The organism is Pseudomonas sp. D1HM, assembly GCF_019266105.1.
In the GTDB taxonomy this organism is placed as follows: Bacteria; Pseudomonadota; Gammaproteobacteria; order Pseudomonadales; family Pseudomonadaceae; genus Aquipseudomonas; species Aquipseudomonas taetrolens.
Map to the genome: position 1 here is coordinate 100,410 of NZ_LRMN01000007.1, position 17,312 is coordinate 117,721.

Sequence of the window (17,312 nt, forward strand, 5' to 3'; positions counted from 1 at the left end):
CAAATGAGGATGTGGCGGTCGACCTTGCCACTGTGCTGCGATAAGACTCGATGCGGTCAGGCTTCAAGGAACGCCAACGCCTTCGCCACGAAATCGGCATGGTGCTGGAAAATTCCGCCATGCCCGGCATCCGGGTAAATGATCAGCTGTGCGTCGGGAATGCGGTTCGACAGTGCAACAGAATTCACGGTGGGCACCATGATGTCGCTGTCTCCGTTGACGATCAGTGTCGGAGCCCGCAGGCGTGCAAGGTCTTGCGGGGCCTGTTTGCCCCACGCCCTGATGGCTTTCAACTGACGCAACAACGCACGGGGTGTTGGACCTTTGTCCCGGTCCTGCTGGCGTTCTTTCAAGCGTTGCAAAAACGCGGACGCGGCTTGGCGCCCGTTGGCCGTCGAAGTAAAGAACAGGTAGAACTTGGGATCCCGCAGCGTCAGCAAGCCTTTGATCATCAATGGCCAGGACACCGGGCCAACCCGGTCAATGCCTGTGCCCCCGGCTGGACCGGTTCCCGTGAGGATCAGTCGGCGCATCCGTTCGGGCGCCTTGAGGGCGATGTCTTGAGCGACGAATCCGCCAAGTGAAAAACCGAGCAGGTCAGCCTTGTCGACACCCAGGGCACGAATCAGACCGATTGCATCGTCAGCCATTTCGCCGACGGTCAATGGCGCGGATCCTTCCGAACCGCCGATACCGCGGTAGTCGGTGGTGATGACACGGCGTTTTTTTGCCAGCCCATCGATGATCCCGGGATCGAAGTTGTCCAGCACCGCGCCCCAATGGTTGAACAGCACCAGCGGGACCCCGGTCTTGGGGCCCACGTCACGATAGGCGAACGAGACGCCGTCAACCGTGATCGACTGGTTCGCGGCCTTGCTGAATGGCGTCTGCGCGCCAAAGTGATTGTTTGTATCCAAGAGGGTCATTTTGATCGGTCCGAGTGCGGGGAGGCCGGCCTGCTCTGATCTGAAAGGTCAGGCTTGAGTCAGGTAGCGTTGTGCAACAGTTGACTGCCTGATCTGCGACAACAGCCCCTGACGTGCTGTTTGCAGGGCATCCCAGCGCTCGCCTTCCTGCAGAGGCGGAATGGTCACCGGTTCGCGACGGTCGAAGCCGACCAGTGCTGCATCCACCAAATCATCCACTTCCATGACGTCGCTCAAGGTGTTGATATCGATGCCGGCACGATCCCAGATCTCAGTGCGGGTGGCGGCGGGCAGCACAGCTTGTACATAAACACCTTGGGGTGAAAGTTCCAGGCTGAGACCTTGGGAAAGGAACAGTACAAACGCCTTGGTCGCCCCATAGACCGACATGCCGAACTCCGGAGCCAGGCCCACCACCGAGCCAATATTGATGATAGCGCCGCTGCCTGCTTTCGCCAGACGTGGAGCGACAGCACTGGCGAGGCGCACCAGCGCGGTGGTATTGAGGGCTACCAGATGCGCAACGCTGTCGGTGCTCTGCTCAATGAATTGGCCGGACTGCGCGGCGCCGGCGTTATTGATCAGAATCCCGATGCTGGCGTCATCGCGCAGGCGCGCTTCGACGATGGCCAGATCGCTGAGTTGGGTCAGGTCCGCTTGCAGCACCTCAATGCTGACGTCAAAGGCATCCTGCAACCGGGTGGCGAGCGTTTGCAGGCGTGCCTGGTCGCGGGCGACCAACACCAGGTTATGCCCGCGCTGGGCGAAACGCTCGGCGTAAACAGCGCCGATGCCGGTGGAAGCGCCAGTGATGAGAACGGTGGGACGAGAAGTCATGGTGTTATCTCTTTTTTCAGGGGACAGGGGAGTGATCCACGAAAACGCTTTGCGTGCTTCGCCGCGCCCGTCAATGAATTGAGATCAGGCGTGCCATTAAGATGATGATCTAAATCTAAACTGTCAACGTAATTTGATTACGTTCAACATCTATGTATGATTGGCACACGATTTACGAGCGAATGCGAGGTGTTGAACGTGAGAGTGAGCAAGGCCCAGGCGCAGGCAAATCGCGAGCACATCGTCGAGACGGCTTCAGAGCTGTTTCGCGAGCGTGGTTTTGACGGCGTAGGCGTGGCCGACCTTATGGCGGCTGCCGGATTCACCCACGGAGGTTTCTACAAACATTTCGGCTCTAAGGCTGATTTGATGGCCGAAGCCTCCAGCAATAGCCTTGACCGGTCGCTGGCCAGTGCCGAAGCGCTCGATATCCAGGGTTTTATCGATATCTATGTGTCGAGGGCTCACCGCGACGGGCGCGGCACTGGCTGCACCATGGCTGCGTTGTGTGGCGACGCTGCGCGCCAGCCGGACGAGCTGAAAACGGCGTTTGCCGAGGGGATAGAGCGCACCCTGCAAACCCTGGGTGAAAAATACCCGTCGTCGCCCGATGCAGCACCCGCTGACGCGAGAGCGAAGATGATCGAGATGTTCGCGCAGGCGGTAGGCGCGATCATTCTGTCGCGGGCCTGTCCGGATGACGCGCCGCTGGCTGATGAAATCCTTGAGGTGTGCCACGCCAGGATGACGGCATCGATGTCTGTTCAATCGGAGACCGGGCCGCAGAGGGGATAGGCGCAGGTCTGGCCTGCGCCTGTCCCTTCGACGGCGAAATCAATGGTGATCGGCCCTGTGTCAGGCGCTCAAACGGTCTGTCACCTGATTCAACTGCCCGGACAACTCATGCAGGTGATGACTGGCCGCTTCGGTGCGTTGCACGTTGTCCAGGTTGGTACTGGCAATGCTGGTGATTTCGGTCAGGTTGCGCGATATGTCTTCGGCCACCGATGTCTGTTCTTCCGCCGCGGTGGCGATCTGGCGGTTCATGTCGCGGATCGCTTCCACCGCCTGGGTGATCCGTTCCAGCATGGCGCCGGCCAGGGTCACTTGCTCGACGCTTTCTTCGCTGCGTGACTGACCGCTTTCAATGGCTTGAGCCGCCTCCACTGCACCGGTCTGCACGATCTGAATGATCTGGTTGATCTCGATAATCGACTCTGCCGTGCGCTGGGCCAGGCTGCGTACCTCATCGGCCACCACGGCGAATCCGCGTCCGGCTTCCCCGGCGCGGGCCGCTTCGATGGCGGCGTTGAGGGCCAGCAGGTTGGTCTGTTCGGCAATCCCGCGAATCACTTCCAGGACTTTGCCGATGCGGCCGCTGTCGGTTTCCAGGCGACGAATGACGGTGGCGGTGCTGGCGATTTCACTGCGCATCAGGGTGATGATATCAATGCTGCCGTGCATGACTTTTTCGCCTTGCCGGGCGCACTGATCGGCGTCGTCGGCAGCATGTGCGGCATCGGCGGCGTGGCGTGCCACTTCGTGCGCGGTGGCCGACATTTCGGTCATCGCCGTGGCCACCTGATCCGTGCGGCTGAACTGCTCGTGGGTGCCAGTGGTCATGAGGCCGGCGATGGCTTTCAGCTCATTGCTGGCGCTGTCCAGGTCCTTGGCGCTGATCTGCAAGCGGCTGAACGTCTCGGCGAGAAAGTCGCGAAGGGTGTTGGCGGCGGCGGACAATGTGCCCAGTTCATCCTGGCGGCTGCTGGCCACGCGCTCGGCGAAACGGCCCTGGCTGAGTTGCGCCACGTACTCAATCAATGTGCGAATCGGTGTGACCACACGGCGGTTGACCAGCCACAGGCTCAGCACACCGATCAGCAGGCCAGAAGCGAGCATCACGATGATCCCCAGCATCACCGTGCGACCGGCGCTGGCGCTGATCCGTTTCGATTGCTCGACGCCTTGCTGGCGCAACTCATGGACCAGTTCGCTCATCTGCTCGCTGGCGGCACGGTCGACGCCCTTGACGGCGGTGTCACCGGCCGTTGCATCGGCGCCCGCGGCCACATAGGCCTCGCGACCCTTCAGATAGGCCATGCCCAGCAAGCGGTGCTCGTCACGCAAGCGTTCGATGCGGGCCTTGAGGGGTGGCTCGATACCCGTTTGCCCGGCCAGCTCACCCAGGATGCCCTGCACATCGTTCTGCCGTGCTTCGAACTGCCTCCAGTACTTGTCCAGCTCGGCGGGTTGTTTGCCGCGCAGCAGCACGTTTTTCCATTCCTGAACCTGCACCTTGAATTGCAGGTTGGCTTCATCGATCAATTGAGACGTACGCAGCGGGCCCTCGATCAGCGTTGCGTATTGCTGCACGCCGCTCGACAGAAAGTGAAAACACGCCAGGGCGATCAACAGCATTGCCAGCAGACTCCCGCTCAACAGGGCAAGCATTTGCGCTCTCAGGGATTTTTGCAGAAACATCAGAAGGTACTCATGGCAGGGGTGAGGCACGCCTCGACAAGGCGTGAAAAATGTCACGGCGTCCCTGTCCGCGACCTTGGCCAAAATGACCGGGGTCGGGCCACTGGGCTTAAACAGGATCGGCGGGCTAGAGCGGTTCTTGAGCAAAATATGATCGTTGGCAACGGATAGTGTGATGCGCCCGCTTTGCCATCAAAATGTCATGTTGGCTTGGGATAATCCGGCTTACGTGAGCCTGTAGAAATGTCCCGGCCCGAGCGGCTCGGGCGGGAAGGGGGACCTGTGTGTCAGCCGCTACCGGGTCACGCGCAATACCAGCCGGATCACGGCATCGGAGGGTGCAAACAAAACAAGCCATCGACCCAGCGTCATTGGCAACGCTGACGGACAGCGGTTAGCCAGCGGGAAACAACCTCCAGCTCTTTGTCGGTAAATCCCTGCGTCAGTGTCGCGTTCAGCGGGGCGAGTTCGGTGGTTGCCAGCCGCGCGGCTTCCTGCCCGGCCTCTGTTAACCAGAGCCGGTAGCTGCGCTTGTCCTGGTCATCGACCCGCCGATCGATCAAGCCTGATTTGACCATTCGATCTGCTAACCCGGTCATGGCCGAGGGCGCGATATCCAGAGCAGATGCCACTTCTCCGCTGAGCGCCCCATCTTGGGCGCGGATCACAAACAGGGCACCGGCTTGGGTGGCACTGATGCCCGCGGTATTGGAGACGTGCCGTTCTATGTGCCTGGATAAGTGCTTTTGAGCGGTATTCAGCAGATAAATATAGCGACGGTCATATGTCATATTGATTGTCCGGTAATTGGGTCTTCAGCCAAGTGAGCACTACCGGCCATAGCGTGTCCGCATGGCGATGGCGGAAGAACCCCAAATGTCCGATAGAAGCCCCGTCACTGTCTTCGGGGCCTAGCTGGCGACGTTCAACGGTGCACCCCGTCAGATGCCCCATCATCAGGTCGATCGCTTGCGCCGGGGCCCAAGGATCATCATTGAAACCCAACGCCAGAATCGGCAGTGAAGGCCGAGAAAATCTGGCGGCTGCGTTAACGGACGGGTCATCAAAGAAGTAATTGCGAAGACTTGTCCAGCGTGACCATTCGAGCATGACATTTGCCGGAATATCCTCTCCGAGGCCCAGCCTGCGGCCCGGCACGTAACCCAGGAGTTTCGCGCTCAAAGGGCCGATGACCTTGAGCAGCAGCGATACTTTCAAGCGCTCCATGGCTGGCGTGATAAACCTGAGGCAGCCCGCTTGTGAGCAGACCGTCACCGCAGCACTGAGCCTGCGGCTGCTCGCACACAACCCGATGGCATGCCCACCAAAACTGTGACCGATAGCCATGTGGGCAAGGCCTGGGTAATGCTCGGCCACCCACTCCGTTACGGCCTCGACATCGTTGTCCGCCCACGAGGTAAAGCCGGCTTTTACATCCTTTGGATGTGGCCCGTTCCGACCGACTCCCCGATAGTTGTAGGTGATCACAGTGAAGCCGTTCGCGGCCAAAAACTGTGCAAAAGGGAAATACATTCGTTCGGTGACAGCGGTTGCCGGATTGATCTGAACGACGGCTTTAACCGCACCCACCGCCCCGTGAACAGTGAGCTTTACGGGACTACCGTCCGGGCAAATAGCTGTGTGCTGTATCTGGCTCATAGGATTACTTCGCATGTGAAGCAATCTACTTAACATGCGAAATACATGGGCATCAAGTCATTGCTTCACATCGCCCTCATTTTGGGGCGGTTGCCGCGTGAATCGATCGCGGGCGGTGAATGACTGTGTCTGGCTGATTGTGGCCTGTCTCGAAAAACCAAAACTGGTCAGGGCTGACAGGCAGGATGCGGCCAACAGGAGTCGTCCAAGCTGTGATGAAAAGCCTATTTTTGCGATGTGCGTGAGTTATGTTTCATTCGTTGATCCGCTGGTACCATCAACGTAATTCAGCATTTTCTAGGATTGGGTATGCAGGGCGAACTAAGCTTCACCGATGTGGTACGGGAGATTCTTCGGCAGCATCCTGAGGGCCTGACACCGCAACAGATCCGAGAGTTCGTGAAGACCGGATACCCTCAGTACGTTGGCACGCCAAGCCATTTGAAAAACGTCGCTGCAGGTAACTACAAAGATGTTGACCATGCTGTTCTTGCCCGAATTTACTTAGCCTGCAGAGGCGCCTCAGACATCGCGGCAGATAAAAGTCGTAAGCCTCACCTAATGACTCTCTTGGCAGACGCGACCTCAGTGGACACCAAGGCGGAAGATTTTATTGAGGGGGAGGACCTTGCCAAGCTAGAGGCGGATATCGGGACGCTATACGTGCTCTCCACCGGCCTCTATACCGCTGAGCAAGTCGAGATCGTAAAGATTGGAATAACCACTGGGTCAGTCGACAAGCGCATCACTCAGCTCTATACGACGGGGGTACCTTTTCGCTTCACGATCTTAAGCCAGCTTGAAACCACAAACTATTCAAAGCTAGAGCAAGCTTTGCACTGTTTGTTTGATAAATATCGGATCAATAAGTCCCGAGAATTTTTTACAGGGAATTGTCTGAAATTCCTTCCTGACCTAATCGCGATTCACCGGAAAATTGAGGAGGCGTGAACCGGTAGGGTGCAGCGAAGTAAGCAATGGAGCGGGTTGATTTCCCTACATTGACTGACAGTTTTCGGCCAAATAGCAGTCCGTCACGTAAGGCAGCTATCGGCCGATTCTGTTGAAAAAGTCGGTTCGCCCAAACAGCCTGGTCATTGACTGGTTAAAACTCCTTTTTTGCACACTGCTACGTGAAATCTGAGTCCGGAAGCCTCTGCCTAAAGTAAAGATTTCAATCTCGGACGCATACTTCTCTGCTGCGCAAACCATGGTCGACTGTTTTCAACAGAATCGGCCAAAAGCGGACCATCAGGAGTGCCTACGAAATCCGGGGCGACTCAAAGAGAGTTAAAGCATATCGTGAATATGAGCGTTTATTTCAGACAGTCGAATCGAAAGACGACTATACGAATTGTTCAAGCCAGATAACTCGCGGCGTATTACGTTAAGAATACTCGCATTATCACGAATCCTAGAATTTAAGTTAATCGAGTGAAGTGTCTCAGCTCCGGCAGAACCCTTTAATGATAGAGCATGACGTGCAAGCAGATTATCTTGCTCCCCCAGTGTTAACTCTAATTTCGCTTCAGCCGTAGACATTAATAACATTACTGATGACAGCTCTTTTTCAACTCTTGCGTGCTCTACAAAGATGATTTCTGACGCAGAGCTATGAACAACCCCATCTTTCACACTCCGCATATGCAGCGAGTCCGTTAGCTGACTCTCATCCTCTTCTCTAACAACAACAATCTCTTCCATCGCGCGCTGCGACGTTACTCGCTTGAGATATTCATTAGCTTTTTCCATAAATACTTCTGGCAGATACATATAGAAACTCCGCCCCACGCATTGTACAAACTCATCAACGAGCTGCGGATGCGGCTCTAGTGGTTTACCACTATAAATGGTCCACCAGTCTTCTTTACTGTCGCCCGTTACAAAAACCACAGGGACATTGTCTTTTTTTGCTTTCTGAATAGTTTGCGTCCAAACAATATAATCCCCGAATGGTTTTAGCTTATCATCAAGAACTTCAGAATCACCTCCCTTTTTAGCATCTTTGTATCCAGGAGGAACTTTTTGAGAGTATCTAACTTGCCCAAGAGAAATAACTTCTAAAGCTTCATCATTTGTCAATCCGTTTCCAACCCTGCCATCTAGCAAGTCTTCAAGCCTATCTTTAATATCATCTCGCTCAATCTTCGAAAGATAGCTCCCTTTACTTTCGCCCAGCTCCTGTACAAGCTTTGCATGCGATTCGAGGAAGCCTTTCATAGCTCCCTCACTGAGGAATGGATGTTGCTTAGGATTCTCAAATGCTTTTTTTAACTCGGCCAGACCTTTCAAAGCATCATCGTATACTTTAACCTGCTGAGAAATGGCCGACACGCGATTATTCAAATACTCTTTTGCAACCTGGTTGGGCACCCAAAGTCGATCATGCAGGAGAGTAAAGATCTCAAAAAGTTCCGAGCTTGTCTCGGCAGAATATCGATATAAATTCAGTAATACGTTAGCATCCAACACAAAAAGACAATCCTCCCAAATGCCTTTTATGTTTTCAGAATTATTTGCAAAGTATCCTGGAAACATCCCTTTCATAAATAACTCCACCCTGAATAAAAAACTTGCCCTTACTGGGGCGTATCCACCTCTGATATTTTACACTTCTTCCTAAAATAGCGACAGTGACTGAATCGCCCCTATTTAGAGGATAGAAGAAATGGCTGCTCTTGGCCGGAAGCAGCCCTTCGTGACAGGCTGCTATCGGCCAAAAGCGGACGTTGGCGAGTGACCGCTTTCGACCCATAGCAGACATTCAGATGGAAGCCCCAACCATCTAGATATAGGCTGTGCGTTCTGAAATGGATTACCAGTTAAGGGCAAGCGGCTTATGGCAAGTTCCGAAACTCACGAACGGTTGAACAACCGTCGATTCACCGTAGCCAACAACACCCACGGGCTATCGGGCAACGGAACGGTATTTCATTATCTCGTCGACGGTGGGGCCATCACCGGCACTTACCAGGGTGGCCGCATCCGCATGGGCTCTCAAGTGGGTCGGGTGACAGGCCGCAACACCATCGAGCTTCTTTATCACTGCATTACCACTGAGGATGAGATCCTCGCTGGCTGGTCGCGCGGCGAGATTGGCCAAGACCAACATGGGCGCACGACGCTTCACTTTGTCTGGGGATGGTTATCTGGTGCGACGGGTGGGGGCGAGTCTAGTTACGTCGAGCTTGCCGACTAGCTAGCCTATTGCAGAAGCAGCGATTCTCGAACGTTTGCAATGGGTCGATGCCGGTCAAAACTCTCTTCAAGGGAGTGTGAATTGTGCGGGCGGTCTGCAGCTATCTTCAGCATGCAGATATTTTCAACAATGGCTGCGCTGCACTTTATTTTGCCGTCAAGCAAAAAGGGTGGCAGCTGGACGTAGGTCGACGGACCGAGACTCCATAGCCGGCTCTGCTAGGATGGCTCGCTCACCAGAACTTGAGCTACAGACGATCAACCACTAAAAGGAATTTCCATTGATCAAGCAATGTGTACTCGGTCTTGCAATCGCATCGATACTAACAGGCTGCGGCGAGGACAGAGAGAAGACCGCCCGCACCAAGATCGGCGCAATCAGCGTAGCGTTCGATGCCCGCCCGCAAGGCACCCCAAACGCCAGCGGCACCAGAACGCTGACCCGGCAAACCATCAACCAGTGCGTCGAACACCTGACCAAAACCAAGGCCGACTTCGACGTCATCCGCAAGGACTATGCCGACACCCAGGCAGTGCAGTCGATGGAGACCAAAGCGCTGTATGGCAAGGTGCGCGGCCAGCTGGCGACTTGTCAGCAGACGAAGGCTACGTTGGATTATTGAGAGCTGACGCAACACACTCAAAGGAATTGAGGACCGGATGCCATGAACGACATCAACAACGTGCAACGTTTGTATTCCATGGAAGGCGCAGCCCACCTGTACTCCAGCGACCCTGCAATGCTCACCCCCGCAGATCTCTACAATGTGAAGTACGAGCCCGCACACCTTGCGGCGCTGCAGAACTGCAACATCTACCTCATCGTCCGCCGCCCCCGGGTGTACCTGCAGCCGGAGAGTTTCAGCCTCAGCGGCCGGACCGTAACCGGCAACTTCCTGGTTCGCCGTGCGCAGGGCATGGTGGCGGTGCCGTTTGTCTACGAAATTCCAGAAAGCTCCATCCCCGCAGATGTGCCGATCGTGGATGTCGCGATCGCGGTCAATGGTGCCGCGATGGTTGCTATAACACCCTGTGGCAAGCAGATGATGTCGGCTAGCGTGATCATCGCCGCATCGGAACATGAGCTTGCCGATGAAGACACCGCGATGGAGGTGCTGTATGTGGGGCAGGGGATTGGCCGAACCCGTGCGCGCACGGCGCTGGACAGGCTGCAATGCCACAGCACCCTGCAGAGGATCCTTGCCGACACGCTCACCAACTTCTACGAGCACGAGGTTTTGCTGTTGCTGTATCGCTTCGAGCACGGGCGCACTGTGGTCAGCAATGGCGGCGATTTCAACGTCGATGCCCAGGCGGACGACAACGCCGACCTGGCACACTTCAAGCGCTTGCAGGGCGTGCGTCTGAAGCGCCATGAAGTTGTGTCGCTGGTCGAAGCGGGCCTTATCAATTACTTCAAGCCCTACTACAACAGTTTGCTCAAGGCGACGAGCTTCTCGGCGAAAAACAAGCTGAAGGTTCTCAGGCAATTGATGGCCAAGGGGCCGACCGGGTTGATTGTGGAGCTGTCGACCGTGAACCTGCGTTCGCGCATCGGCACGCTCCATGCCATACCGGTTGACCTTGCAGCTGCCTATCCGCCCGAGGTGCTTGATGGGCGCAACATTAATGATGAGCAAACGCGTGAGCGGTGGCGGGAAGAGCTGAGAAGGGTCGCGCATACCCACATCGCAAAGTTTGCCCTGACCACAGCCGATGAGCGAGAGACCTTCATGCATGGGACGGTTTTTCTGGGGGATAGCGAGCGGATTATGCTGTGAGCCGATGCTTACGCCGATTGCTGCCTGATGCGGTTAGACGCACGCAACTTCCGTCACGCGCGCTCTGCGATCAAAAACAGCAGAAAGCTTCTTGGTCATCTGCAAGTGGCCATCGCCTCGATCTCCACCAGCATTCCATCCAGCGCCAGCCGAGCCTTCACGCGCCGTCTCGGGGTCAGTCCGAGTAACTATCGAAAGCGGTTTTCTTCAATGTGATGTAAAGGGGGCCGCAGGCACTGATGGAACAGCCAAAGTGACGTTGTGATAGTCATCGACACGTGCGTTCAATGATGCCTTGGTTCCACGGAACTCAACTGTATCGGGCCAACATTTCAATGTCTGGGTCTGGCCGATTTTTTCCGTACCTAACCGGCAGCTTTGGGTCGGACAGCGACGGTCTGGCATCGACCGTCGCAGTGGGTGGTCAGACTTCGGTCTGTTCCGCCAATTCCAGGGCGTCATCGACCTCGATTCCCAGGTATCTGACGGTGCTTTCAAGCTTCGTATGACCGAGCAGGAGTTGGACAGCTCTCAGGTTCTTCGTCCTGCGATAGATCAGTGATGCCTTGGTTCGCCGTAGCGTGTGGGTACCGTACATAGTTGGGTCAAGGCCAATGGCTGTCACCCAGGCTTTGACTATTCGAGCGTATTACCTGGTGGAGAGATGATCTGAGTCGTGCAACCGGGTCGGAAACAAGAAGTCCTCACTGCGGAGTTGGGCCTGATGCATCCAAGCCTCCAGAACCGTTCGGGTTTGCTCAGTGATTTCAAATTGCACTGAGTGCTGAGTTTTCTGCTGCATCACCATGGCCCGTGACGACACATGTTCCCCATGGGCTATGTCTCGTACTCGCAGCTTGGTTAAGGCAGGCACGCAGTTTGCTGTCGATGGCTAGGTTGAAGAGAGCCAGATCCCGTGTCTTCTCCGCAAGCTGGAGCCTGACCCGGATGGCCCAAATATCTCTGACTCGGAGCGGGGTTTTCTGCCCGACAAGCTTTCCCTTGTTCCAAGGCTGATGGCTGCATGTAGCAATAGTGTTCATGGTTTGTCCTCCACGTTGAGGGAGGACAAGGATGGATCAGTCACACAGCGTGGGGGGCGCTATCCGACCCAAAGCGGGCGTTGGCCATCTGCAGACATAGGAATTACGGATATTAGTCCAGTTGGTTGGGCCCCTTAAGACTGGTATGCGCAATGTCTGGTACAGACGATTGCGCTGCGTGGAGACGGCGCGGTGTAGATCAGAGGACTACTACCAGGACGATTGCTTTCTCCGCATATGGCCACTTTTTCGCATGTTGACGTGCCAAGAAAAGCTCTCTTCGAGCAGGTGCGGCGTCTGGCCGCCGACGCTGACGCAGGCACGGTCAAAATAGTCCTGCATGACCGGTCGGTAATCCGGGTGAACGCACTTGTCGATGATCAGTTGGGCGCGCTCGCGTGGCGCTAGGCCGCGTAGATCAGCCAGCCCCTGCTCGGTGATTAGGATATCGACGTCATGTTCGTTGTGGTCCACGTGTGGAACCATCGGTACGACGCTGGAAATGGCACCGTTCTTGGCGACCGACTTGGTGACGAAGATGGCCAAGTGGGCGTTGCGGGCGAAGTCACCGGAGCCGCCTAGGCCGTTCATCATGTGAGTGCCATTGACGTGAGTGGAGTTGACGTTGCCGTAGATGTCGAACTCCAGCGCAGTGTTAATGCTGATGGTGCCCAGGCGGCGAATGGCCTCTGGATGGTTGGAGATTTCCTGCGGACGCAACACCAGTTTGTCTTTGTACCTGTCGAGATTTTCCATGACGTGGTGGTACATGCGTTCGGACAGGGTGAATGAGCAGCCGGAGGCACTCACCATTTTGCAGGCGTCGAGCAGTTCGAAGGTAGAGTCCTGCAGCACTTCGGAATACATGGTCAGGCCGCTGAAGTGTGACTTCTTTAGGCCGCTCATCACGGCGTTAGCAATGGTACCGACACCCGCCTGCAGCGGCAGGAGGCTCGGGGTCAGGTTACCGCACTCGACTTCCATTTCCAGAAATGCGATCAGGTGATCGGCGATGGCCTCGGTTCCCTCATCGCCAGGCTGGACCACCGAGTAGGAATCTTCTTGGTCGGTAATGACGATCGCGGCGATGCGCGACGGGTCGCATGGAATGTAGGATGTGCCGATGCGATCCTGGCCGTTGGTCATAAGGATTGGTTCACGGTTCGGACGCTTGGCCGGCAGGTATATGTCGTGCATGCCTTCCAGTGCAGCCGAGTGAGCTAGGTTCAGCTCGACGATGACTATGTCGGCTTGGGCGACGAAGCTGGCGGAATTGCCGGTCGAGGTGGTTGGCACGATGCCGCCGCTCTCGGTGATCGCGCAAGCTTCGATGATCGCCACGTTGACCTTCGGCAGGCTACCGGAGCGCAACTGTTCAGCTGTGTCGGACAGGTGCTGGTCGATATACATCACCTCGCCATTATTCAGCGCCTTGCGCATGACTGCGTCGGACTGGTAAGGCAGGCGCCGGGCCAGCAGGCCGGTTTCAGCCATCAGGCCGTCCATGTCGTTGCCCAGGCTGGCACCGGTAATTAGGGTAATCTTCAGTTCTTCGTGACGGGCACGCTCGGCCAGTTCCAGCGGTACCTGCTTGGCTTCACCAGCGCGGGTGAAGCCGCTCATGCCAACGGTGTTGCAGTTCTTTATCAGTTTGGCCGCCTCTTTTGCCGTGGTGATTTTCTCGCACAGGGACTTAAGGCGAATACGGTCGGCATACTGGGACATAAGCAATTCCTTACTGCGTTTTTCTCATTGGTAGGCCACCAATTGACTCACCGGACAGGCCACCAGGGTTCTGAAATTGTTCGGGGGGCTCAACGTTGCGATGCATCGGGCACCGCTCAGGCGGCCAGGTACTTGTGGCAATGAATGGCTGCATTGCCCGCTGGGGAGAAATTCGCAGATATACCGTAGCCCTCGCGTACAAAGACTCAGCCCAGACCGCGTTGAAGCTGATCGTTATCAGGGCGGTGTCCAAGTCCAAGATAGATATGTGCGGAATATCCCTGACTCATTCGCTCAATCGGGCTGCAGATAAATCTGATGGGGCAGCGGCTGAGTTCCGCCTTCAGCAGGCCCATCCAGAATTGCGGATAACACTGCAAAAGTTCATCGGTACGAAACTCGGGTCCTTGTTCGCGATGACGTCTGCCTTGACGTTGCCGAACGTGGTTTGGGGCTTGTGTTTGATCCCCTCATAGAACGCTTCAATGATGTCCTCCTTGAAGCGATCACCACGCGGATGGGCACCTACTACAGCTTCACGTTGCGCCACGGTGTACTGTGAGTAGGTCAGCCCCAGCACATCCATTTCCACCCCGGCGGTGACCAGGGCGATAACCGGATCCATATGCTGCGGAATGCCTGGAGTGGTGTGCAGGGCAATGGCTGCCCACACGGTATCTATGTCCTTCTGGGCAACTCCCCGAGCTTTGAGAAAATCTTTGGCAGCGTTTGCGCCATCCACCTCAAAGCGCTCGCAGGCGCTGCTGTGTTGATGGGTCAGGCCCAAATCATGAAACATGCAACCGCAATACAGCAGTTCAGGGTCATATTTCAGCCCGCGCTGCTTGCCTGCAAGCGCAGCGAAGTAAAAGACGCGGCTTGAATGGTGATACAACAGAGGGGAGGCCGTGTCCCTCACTAACTCGGTGATCTCGCGAGCCAGGGAGGAATCAGGAATTTTGATGCCATCAACTTCAAAGGACATGTTCAATCTCCGCTTCAAGAGTTGTTAAACATTTTCTGGCGTTCGTGTCGTGTCATCAATTGGCGTGATACATCAATTCCTGCCAATATCCGTCGATGGGAGACACGGAAGAGGCATCACAGATGAAGATTATTGCTGTTCTGGCACTACCCGGCGTCCAGACGCTAGACGTGGCAGGTCCACTGGACGTATTCGCCCAGGCCAATATCGAGACTGGTATCCAGGTCTATAAATGTCGCGTGATCGGCACCAGTCCCGGTCCGATTCACAGCTGTTCCGGGATGCGCCTCTACGCCGACGGGCTGGTAACGGATGCGGAGGGTGGATTCGATACGGTGCTTGTTGCAGGTGCCCCAGAGGTGGCATCGATCAAACTCAACGACGCGGCAGTCGCATGGCTACGCGACGCCGCAGGTTCGGCTCGTCGATATGGCTCTGTCTGCACCGGTGTATTCGCCCTAGCCCAAAGTGGCCTGCTGGAAGGACAGCGCGTCACGACGCACTGGGCATGTGCAAAAGCCTTGGCCGACGCCTACCCGGATCTAATCGTCGAGGAAGACGCCATTTACATTCGCGACGGTAAGTTACTCACCTCGGCCGGGGTCACCGCTGGTTTAGACCTGGCCCTGTCTATGGTGGAGGAAGATCTCGGCCGCGAGATCGCCAAGCGGGTCGCGTCCCAGTTAGTGATGTTCTTAAAGCGTCCGGGCGGGCAACTCCAATTCAGTCGAGACGGTGAATCAAGTCTTGAGGGACGAGCGGCACTGCAGGCAATTCAGCGTTGGGTTGCCGACAACTTGGCGTTGCCGCATTCCGTTAGCTCACTAGCCGAACATGCAGGGATAAGCTCCAGGCACTTTGCCCGGCTGTTCAGCACGGAGGTGGGTGAGACACCGGCGGCTTGGGTGGAGTGTTTACGGGTCAGCGCTGCGCGCAGGCTTCTCGAAGATGGCGCCGCACCCAAACAGGTTGCCGCCAAGACAGGTTTCGCCAACGCTGACACCTTGCGTCGCGCTTTTATGAAGCTTGTCGGTATCACCCCGGCGGAGTACCGCAAACGCTTCCACGTATGACACTCAAGTCTTCGTAGATGGAAGATAGATCCTCTTCTGAAGGAGGGCAGAACAGTACCAGTCTGAGCGTCAGCTATTGGCCGAAAGCCGTCCTTTAACGAGGTATGTCGGCGACTCAATCATACGAAGCTTCAGAGCGCCATCAGGCACCAACGATTTGAAGTTGACGATGCCCTGTAAATGGCAGAACGAACCGAGATGTGCCTATGAATAGCTGCGGTCGAAGTCGGGCCATAGCTATTCGCCGTGTTGCATCCAATCAGCCGGGCAAAATGATCCTGCTCTTTTATTTTCCGACCGCGTCACTGTGGAAAACTCAGGAATGCTCAATAATTAATATTAGCTATTTACCTGGATCAGGCTAGCTGGGTTGGGCCGCTAGGCGATTACTGACGTTACGCCCCAGTACAAGCACTATAACAAAACTGCAGCCAACCAAGATCGTAGCTAGACTCAACAACACCGAGCTGCCCAGATGATCGACGATCTGCCCGCCGAAGAACGAGCCCAGTGCAATAATTACCTGGAACAAGGCGACAAATAGTGGCATGCCGCGTTCGACATCCTTGGGCGCTACGACAAACATCCAAATGCTGGAGCAGGCCGGGAATGCGCCGAAGGCAAAGCCCCAGAGCGCGATCAGAATCGCCGCGCCGGTCATGCCGGTGGCGAAGTAGGGGAAAAGGGCGGTGCTGCTGCCGATCATCAATGCGACCAGCAACAGGGTATGCCGCACGCTACGGTTGGCGGCGAAACCGGCGAAAATATTACCCATAACCCCTGCCACGCCATAGAGCAGCAGCAGTGAGCCAATAGTCGGCCCATCGAAGCCAGCACTATGTTTGAAGAAGGGGGCAACGTAGGTGTACGCGGCAAAGTGCGCCAGGCCAATCAGCAACACAGCGATCAACCCAACCCGAGCTTGTGGATTGATAAACAAGGCTGGGAGGTCACTGATGCGAATGGCCTTGTCCGGGTTGAGCCGCGGTAGCAGGAAGATCTGCGCCAGTAGCACTGGTACGCCCACCAGCGCGGTTACCAGGAAGGTCATGCGCCAGCCCATCAGGCCACTCAGCCAAGTACCTACCGGCACGCCCAGTACGGTGGCCAAGGTCACACCGACCATGATGATCGAGGTAGCCTGGGCTACGCCAACTCCCCTGGGGGCCAAGCGGCCGCTGAGGGCAATGGCAGTCGCCCAAAAACCGCCGATACTGATGCCCAGTAATACGCGACCGAACAGCAGCAGGCTGAAATCGCTGGCGAAGGCCACCACCGAGTTGGCGATGATCATCAGCAGCGTAAGGCCGATAAGCAGATAGCGACGGTCGGAGGCACCAATGCCCACAGACAGCAAGGGGGCGGCGAGAGCAGCCGCTATGCCGGGCAGGGTAACCATCAGACCGGCGTGGCCTGCACTGATACCGAGGTCGCTGGCGACATCGTTTAGTACGCCCACCGGGAGAAACTCGCTGGTAACCAAGGCGAAGGCACCCACGGCGACTGAGAGAATCGCCAGCCACTGCTGTTTGACACTCTGTTGATTATGTTCGGGTAGGCCGTGATGGGCCGGGCTGGCGCTTGGCATAGTGCTGGGTTCCAAG

The 17,312-nt window shown here is 56.2% G+C and carries 15 protein-coding genes and 2 pseudogenes; 6 read left to right on the top strand and 11 right to left on the bottom strand.

All coding sequences use genetic code 11. The features are described from left to right. Positions 1-56: 56 nt before the first annotated feature. Both AWM69_RS10745 and AWM69_RS10750 read right to left on the bottom strand, forming a co-directional pair. The gene (locus AWM69_RS10745) at positions 57-926 is read right to left on the bottom strand and encodes an alpha/beta fold hydrolase (protein WP_218726712.1); all 870 of its coding nucleotides are present in this window, start codon (positions 924-926) and stop codon (positions 57-59) included. 48 nt (positions 927-974) lie between these two features. Then, positions 975-1,763 carry an SDR family oxidoreductase gene (locus AWM69_RS10750; protein ID WP_218726714.1) on the bottom strand — a complete coding sequence of 263 codons (789 nt, stop codon included), beginning with the start codon at positions 1,761-1,763 and terminating at the stop codon, positions 975-977. Between the two features lie 198 nt (positions 1,764-1,961). Here AWM69_RS10750 and AWM69_RS10755 point away from each other — a divergent pair, with 198 nt between their 5' ends. Further along, on the top strand, positions 1,962-2,558 hold the full coding sequence (locus tag AWM69_RS10755; RefSeq protein ID WP_131654575.1) for a TetR family transcriptional regulator: 597 nt from the start codon (positions 1,962-1,964) through the stop codon (positions 2,556-2,558). 60 nt (positions 2,559-2,618) lie between these two features. Here the strand turns inward: AWM69_RS10755 and AWM69_RS23115 are convergent, their stop codons facing one another. The 4 genes and pseudogenes from AWM69_RS23115 to AWM69_RS10770 all read right to left on the bottom strand — a co-directional run bounded on the left by AWM69_RS23115 (position 2,619) and on the right by AWM69_RS10770 (position 5,903). After that, entirely contained in the window at positions 2,619-3,386 is a 768-nt protein-coding gene (locus AWM69_RS23115; RefSeq protein ID WP_373274319.1) for a methyl-accepting chemotaxis protein, read from the bottom strand. A gap of 165 nt (positions 3,387-3,551) precedes the next feature. Continuing rightward, a pseudogene (locus AWM69_RS23120) lies at positions 3,552-4,244 on the bottom strand (methyl-accepting chemotaxis protein); the annotation flags it as partial. 368 nt (positions 4,245-4,612) lie between these two features. Then, positions 4,613-5,035 carry a MarR family winged helix-turn-helix transcriptional regulator gene (locus tag AWM69_RS10765; RefSeq protein ID WP_218726718.1) on the bottom strand — a complete coding sequence of 141 codons (423 nt, stop codon included), beginning with the start codon at positions 5,033-5,035 and terminating at the stop codon, positions 4,613-4,615. Continuing rightward, positions 5,025-5,903 (bottom strand): alpha/beta fold hydrolase, encoded by an 879-nt coding sequence (locus AWM69_RS10770; protein WP_218726720.1) that lies wholly within the window; start codon positions 5,901-5,903, stop codon positions 5,025-5,027. The genes AWM69_RS10765 and AWM69_RS10770 overlap by 11 nt, the downstream gene beginning before the upstream one ends. 309 nt (positions 5,904-6,212) lie before the next feature. Between AWM69_RS10770 and AWM69_RS22860 the strand changes: the two genes are divergently transcribed. Continuing rightward, positions 6,213-6,854, top strand: a complete 642-nt coding sequence (locus AWM69_RS22860) for a GIY-YIG nuclease family protein (protein WP_256930280.1) — start codon at positions 6,213-6,215, stop codon at positions 6,852-6,854. A gap of 339 nt (positions 6,855-7,193) precedes the next feature. On the opposite strand, the gene AWM69_RS10780 is transcribed toward AWM69_RS22860, so the two are convergent. Continuing rightward, entirely contained in the window at positions 7,194-8,450 is a 1,257-nt protein-coding gene (locus tag AWM69_RS10780) for a PIN-like domain-containing protein (RefSeq protein ID WP_218726722.1), read from the bottom strand. 292 nt (positions 8,451-8,742) lie between these two features. Between AWM69_RS10780 and AWM69_RS10785 the strand changes: the two genes are divergently transcribed. The 3 genes from AWM69_RS10785 (at position 8,743) to AWM69_RS10795 (ending at position 10,882) form a co-directional block, all read left to right on the top strand. After that, the gene (locus AWM69_RS10785) at positions 8,743-9,102 is read left to right on the top strand and encodes a hypothetical protein (protein ID WP_218726724.1); all 360 of its coding nucleotides are present in this window, start codon (positions 8,743-8,745) and stop codon (positions 9,100-9,102) included. 280 nt (positions 9,103-9,382) lie between these two features. Further along, positions 9,383-9,724: a hypothetical protein gene (locus AWM69_RS10790; RefSeq protein WP_196996563.1), complete on the top strand. Its 342-nt coding sequence runs from the start codon at positions 9,383-9,385 to the stop codon at positions 9,722-9,724. Positions 9,725-9,766: 42 nt separating this feature from the next. Then, the gene (locus AWM69_RS10795; RefSeq protein ID WP_218726726.1) at positions 9,767-10,882 is read left to right on the top strand and encodes a hypothetical protein; all 1,116 of its coding nucleotides are present in this window, start codon (positions 9,767-9,769) and stop codon (positions 10,880-10,882) included. Positions 10,883-11,306: 424 nt separating this feature from the next. On the opposite strand, the pseudogene AWM69_RS22865 reads toward AWM69_RS10795, so the two are convergent. The 3 genes and pseudogenes from AWM69_RS22865 to AWM69_RS10810 all read right to left on the bottom strand — a co-directional run bounded on the left by AWM69_RS22865 (position 11,307) and on the right by AWM69_RS10810 (position 14,635). Beyond that, a pseudogene (locus tag AWM69_RS22865) lies at positions 11,307-11,925 on the bottom strand (tyrosine-type recombinase/integrase). A 210-nt stretch (positions 11,926-12,135) separates the two neighbouring features. Further along, entirely contained in the window at positions 12,136-13,650 is a 1,515-nt protein-coding gene (locus AWM69_RS10805) for an acetyl-CoA hydrolase/transferase family protein (RefSeq protein ID WP_218726728.1), read from the bottom strand. Positions 13,651-13,993: 343 nt separating this feature from the next. After that, on the bottom strand, positions 13,994-14,635 hold the full coding sequence (locus AWM69_RS10810; RefSeq protein WP_218726729.1) for an HD domain-containing protein: 642 nt from the start codon (positions 14,633-14,635) through the stop codon (positions 13,994-13,996). Positions 14,636-14,757: 122 nt separating this feature from the next. Between AWM69_RS10810 and AWM69_RS10815 the strand changes: the two genes are divergently transcribed. Further along, positions 14,758-15,708: a GlxA family transcriptional regulator gene (locus AWM69_RS10815; RefSeq protein WP_256930281.1), complete on the top strand. Its 951-nt coding sequence runs from the start codon at positions 14,758-14,760 to the stop codon at positions 15,706-15,708. A gap of 361 nt (positions 15,709-16,069) precedes the next feature. Here the strand turns inward: AWM69_RS10815 and AWM69_RS10820 are convergent, their stop codons facing one another. Continuing rightward, complete coding sequence (locus AWM69_RS10820; protein ID WP_218726733.1) at positions 16,070-17,296, bottom strand: MFS transporter; 1,227 nt, start codon at positions 17,294-17,296, stop codon at positions 16,070-16,072. Positions 17,297-17,312 lie beyond the last annotated feature (16 nt).

Excerpts from the sequence above, each read along its gene's own strand:
- AWM69_RS10815 (WP_256930281.1), top strand. The coding sequence starts at position 14,758 with ATGAAGATTATTGCTGTTCTGGCACTACCCGGCGTCCAGACGCTAGAC.
- AWM69_RS10770 (WP_218726720.1), bottom strand. The coding sequence starts at position 5,903 with ATGAGCCAGATACAGCACACAGCTATTTGCCCGGACGGTAGTCCCGTA.
- AWM69_RS22860 (WP_256930280.1), top strand. The coding sequence starts at position 6,213 with ATGCAGGGCGAACTAAGCTTCACCGATGTGGTACGGGAGATTCTTCGG.
- AWM69_RS10785 (WP_218726724.1), top strand. The coding sequence starts at position 8,743 with ATGGCAAGTTCCGAAACTCACGAACGGTTGAACAACCGTCGATTCACC.
- AWM69_RS10780 (WP_218726722.1), bottom strand. The coding sequence starts at position 8,450 with ATGAAAGGGATGTTTCCAGGATACTTTGCAAATAATTCTGAAAACATA.
- AWM69_RS10795 (WP_218726726.1), top strand. The coding sequence starts at position 9,767 with ATGAACGACATCAACAACGTGCAACGTTTGTATTCCATGGAAGGCGCA.
- AWM69_RS10765 (WP_218726718.1), bottom strand. The coding sequence starts at position 5,035 with ATGACATATGACCGTCGCTATATTTATCTGCTGAATACCGCTCAAAAG.
- AWM69_RS10820 (WP_218726733.1), bottom strand. The coding sequence starts at position 17,296 with ATGCCAAGCGCCAGCCCGGCCCATCACGGCCTACCCGAACATAATCAA.
- AWM69_RS10745 (WP_218726712.1), bottom strand. The coding sequence starts at position 926 with ATGACCCTCTTGGATACAAACAATCACTTTGGCGCGCAGACGCCATTC.
- AWM69_RS10750 (WP_218726714.1), bottom strand. The coding sequence starts at position 1,763 with ATGACTTCTCGTCCCACCGTTCTCATCACTGGCGCTTCCACCGGCATC.
- AWM69_RS23115 (WP_373274319.1), bottom strand. The coding sequence starts at position 3,386 with ATGACCACTGGCACCCACGAGCAGTTCAGCCGCACGGATCAGGTGGCC.
- AWM69_RS10810 (WP_218726729.1), bottom strand. The coding sequence starts at position 14,635 with ATGTCCTTTGAAGTTGATGGCATCAAAATTCCTGATTCCTCCCTGGCT.
- AWM69_RS10805 (WP_218726728.1), bottom strand. The coding sequence starts at position 13,650 with ATGTCCCAGTATGCCGACCGTATTCGCCTTAAGTCCCTGTGCGAGAAA.